4 protein-coding genes are annotated in these 4,029 nt (G+C 48.4%); 2 read left to right on the forward strand and 2 right to left on the reverse strand.

Annotated features, from left to right (window positions below; translation table 11 throughout):
* Window positions 1-516 precede the first annotated feature (516 nt).
* A complete protein-coding gene (locus AC4IE7_RS03100) occupies window positions 517-1,044 on the reverse strand; it encodes an REP-associated tyrosine transposase (RefSeq protein ID WP_490775344.1) in 528 nt (175 codons plus the stop codon).
* A 410-nt stretch (window positions 1,045-1,454) separates the two neighbouring features.
* Here AC4IE7_RS03100 and AC4IE7_RS03105 point away from each other — a divergent pair, with 410 nt between their 5' ends.
* Window positions 1,455-2,168, forward strand: coding sequence for a GDSL-type esterase/lipase family protein (locus AC4IE7_RS03105; protein ID WP_490775341.1), 714 nt, complete (start codon window positions 1,455-1,457; stop codon window positions 2,166-2,168).
* 76 nt (window positions 2,169-2,244) lie between these two features.
* Here AC4IE7_RS03105 and AC4IE7_RS03110 read toward each other — a convergent pair whose 3' ends face one another.
* A complete protein-coding gene (locus tag AC4IE7_RS03110; RefSeq protein WP_490775342.1) occupies window positions 2,245-2,715 on the reverse strand; it encodes a hypothetical protein in 471 nt (156 codons plus the stop codon).
* A gap of 359 nt (window positions 2,716-3,074) precedes the next feature.
* On the opposite strand from AC4IE7_RS03110, the gene AC4IE7_RS03115 reads away from it, so the two are divergent.
* Complete coding sequence (locus AC4IE7_RS03115) at window positions 3,075-3,620, forward strand: PEGA domain-containing protein (RefSeq protein ID WP_490775343.1); 546 nt, start codon at window positions 3,075-3,077, stop codon at window positions 3,618-3,620.
* Window positions 3,621-4,029 lie beyond the last annotated feature (409 nt).

The raw sequence follows: 4,029 nt of genomic DNA on the forward strand, positions 1-4,029 counted from the left end.
GGAATAGACACCGCTTCATCCAGGCTACATAGTAAGACTGTTCGGAAGGGGGGAACCTAATCCACACTCCGACTCCCCGGATTACGCTCTACCTCACCCAAGTTGGTGTAGCCTGGATGGAGTGCAACGGAATCCGGGGTCCATACCCACGGAATAGACACCGCTTCATCCAGGCTACATAGTAAGACTGTTCGGAAGGGGGGAACCTAATCCACACTCCGACTCCCCGGATTACGCTCTACCCTACCCAAACTGGTGTAGCCTGGATGGAGTGCAACGGAATCCGGGATCCATACCCACGGAATAGACACCGATTCATCCAGGCTACATAGTAAGACTGTTCGGAAGGGGTAACCTAATCCACACTCCGACTCCCCGGATTGCGCTCTACCTCACCCAAGTTGGTGTAGCCTGGATGGAGTGCAACGGAATCCGGGTTCCATACCCACGGAATAGACACCGCTTCATCCAGGCTACATCATAAGGCCGTTCAGATGGGGGGCGTAATCCAAGAATTCACTCTCCGTACTCACCCTCCCCGTCCAACTCACTTCCAGCCCAATCCAAGGGATAGACGCCCTGCCTTACAAACTTGTGAAACGTGGAATAGGGCCAATCCCTCACCCGCTTCACCAAACCATGTTTTACCGGATTGAAATGGATGTACTCGATATGGCGCCTGAAATCCTCTTCATCTCGAATCCTGTGCTCCCAATAACGCCGCTGCCACAGGTTGTATTCACCCTTTGAATTTTTAGAAAGCGCTACTCCTCCCTTCACCAAGGTACGGGTGAAACGGCCCTTGATCTGACGCCATCGCCCTGCATAGTCACCATCATCCGCTGGCAGTGTCCACACTGTGTGAAGGTGCTCCGGCAAAACCACGAAAGCGTCGATACGGAACGGATGCTCCTCCCTTGCTCGCTTTACAACCAAGCGCAATTCATCGATCCTTTCAACCAGAGTACTAACTTGCCTGTTACGCAATGTCACAGTGAAGAAATAGGTACCGCCGGCCACACGGCTTCGTCGATAGCTCACCATAAATGCACTCCTTTGCAGTTTTGACATGGATGGAATCAGGGAGTCACGATCGGTAAACATCTTCAGCTACAAGTTCTTGTTACACCGGCATGACATATGGCCACAGTTCCCGGGTTACGCTCCGCTCCATCCAGGCTACAGCAGTCTAGCCTGGATGGAGTGCGACGGAATCCGAAAGTATTAACATTTCAAACGGTGACTCTCCTGGAATCGCAGTCAAACTTTGGTCACTCGATCTCTGTTTTTTCTTAGGTATTATTGGTTTATGATCAGACAACCCGACTTAGACCGACTTAATCATACTTTGAGGGTTTCTAAGTAGTGGCCAGAAACAGTATGATTCGTTTATCAAAATTTCACATCTCGCCATATAAAGTAACTCACAAACACCAACAAGAGCCCATAACGCTATGAACCTGTTACGACTTGCGATCACGTTACTGATTCTCTACCCCATCGTATCTGTTTCCCAGGAGAACCCAGCAGCTGAGAGCATTCAGCCCAATCTGGTTGTTATCGGCGCCTCTTATGCCGAAAACTGGCCGATCGACAAGATCGGCTGTCTTGATGTCTTAAACAGAGGTATCAATGGGCAGGTATCCACAGAGGTTCTAGAGCGTTTTCAGAAAGATGCTCTGGAGGTCAATCCAAAGGCTGTACTGATCTGGGGATTCATTAACGACTTCTCCAACAACTCCCGTGAAGTTGCCGATGAAACCAGAGAGACCGCCATTCGGAATATCGAGGCGATGGCTGAAGCAGCCCACAAGGCTGGCGTTATTCCAGTATTGGCAACAGAGGTCACTATGGGTGCGCCGGATTCACTCATCGACAACCTGATGGGGTGGATTGGGTCGATCAGAGGTAAACAGAGCTTTCAACAATATATCAGCAGCAATGTCATGGCGGCCAATGAGTGGATGCGGGGATACGCAAAACAAAAAAGTTTCCCTCTATTGGACATCGAGAAACTGATGACCAATGAAGAGGGCAATCGCAAGGCTGGTTATTTCACGCAAGATCTCTCACATATCACTGACAAGGCCTACCAGGACCTGGATGCTTACGCGATACCGGCTCTGGAGAAAGATCTGATAAAACCCTATCACTTATGCTCTGAGTAGTTGGAAGACCCTCGACTCACTTAAGAGTCGAGGGGACATCTTATTAACCCGCTACCTTATTAGACATGTTCAGGGCTTAAATAGAAACGCCCTGGCAATTTGTGGAGTAGATCGCGGTAACACGGTCTTTGGTGACCCGAACAGAATCAACATCGAGTTCCAGGGATTGAGGTATACCTGACTCGTGACGGAGCGTCGGATGAGGCTGACGATTCTTCCCCATCACATAGACCCTGTCGCCCAAGACTGCCTGCAAGGCACGAAAGCTACCTTTTGATTTAATGCCTCTTGCATTCAAATCATGCACAACCTGGTTGATATCTTCCAGCCGATAGACCCGACCATCCTCTTCCTGGTAGAGGGTATGTGTATTACCTTGGGCATCAAGACCAACCACCTTCTCTACCACCACCAGGGTATCCGGCCCATGGTTGGATAGTGCGTCTGTTTTGCCTAAAACCTGCTCATCAGCAGACAGGAGTGAAACCTGTAATAGCCCAAACACCACTATTGCGAAACTTCGTACTAAACTCGTAAAGCGCTTCATTTTTGCCTCCAATACCCGAGATCCGGGCATTCAATTCAATGCCAAATAGACACTGATGTGTAACTTGATTGCATAACATCTGTATTCAAGTTAGCCCTGAAAGCTTAAACGAACCTTAAAATGCGGGAATAATTTCCCAAAGTGTGAGCAATAACTTAAGCTTTAATTAAGGCTTAAGGAATCGGTGAGCAACCAAATATGCGCCGCTTCTGCGTTGCCGATCTTCTCGCTTGCTTTATACTCATTGCAACTACCGAATTGGATCTATCAGCCAGAGTATGATTGTCAATCATCTTGAAAGGTTAAAAAAATATAGCATGACTACCCAAGTATCGGCCCGCATAGGGGGTCTCTTAATTTTGTTCTCGCAACTACAATCCTGTACCGGCATCGGCGAACTACACGGTGAGATGCCTTTGCATATAGAAACCATACCCAGTGGCGCAACTGTCTATATCATGGAGAAGGCGATTGGAGAGACCCCTATCGATATTACACAAAGCCAGCTCTATCCCCCTGCTTATGAATCGAGCAAGAGAGATCTGTATGGCAAGATTAATATCCGCAAAAGAGAGTGCGATGATTACACTCAACGGGTGAAATACCAGGATTTCACCAAGGGCTTGAAGATCCAACTGGTGTGTGGCGAGTTATCTGCAAAGCGTGAAAAAATCGAGCAAGATGAGACTAAACCTGCCGATGCTGAAAACAGACCGGTTGAAAAAAATGAACGGGTCGAAGAACAACCCAAGGCATTAAATAACTCTGAGAATAAGGCAAAACAAACCATCTCTGATAACAGCATCAAGCAGCGCTTGATACGACTTGAGAGTTTGCATCAGGAGAATCTTATCAGTGATGAGGAGTATCAGTCAGCCCGCAAGAAAATCCTCAGCGAACTATAACGGTCATCCTCAACCTGATCAGCCTTTATTGGTGGAGCAGGGTCTCACTCTACATCTAACAGTGTCCGCTATGGCATAGCACTTGGTGGGGCATGGCCCCACCCTACACACTGACTATTTTGTTGGAGTACCAGTCAGGCCGTAAGAAAATCCTCTGCGAACTATATTGGTCAACCTGTACTTGATCAGTCCTTGGTGGTGGAGCAGAGTCTCACTCTATGATCTAACAGTGTCCGCTATGGCATAGCACTTGGTGGGGCATGGCCCCACCCTACGCACTGTCTATTTTGTTGGAGCGCCAATCAGCCCGCAAGAAAATCCTTAGCGAACTATATTGGTCAACCTGTACTTGATCAGCCTTTATTGGTGGGGCATGGCCCCACCCTACCTGTCCTTATAGGCGTAGGGT

The sequence above is a fragment of the Candidatus Thiodiazotropha sp. AKAK3 genome (assembly GCF_058244645.1).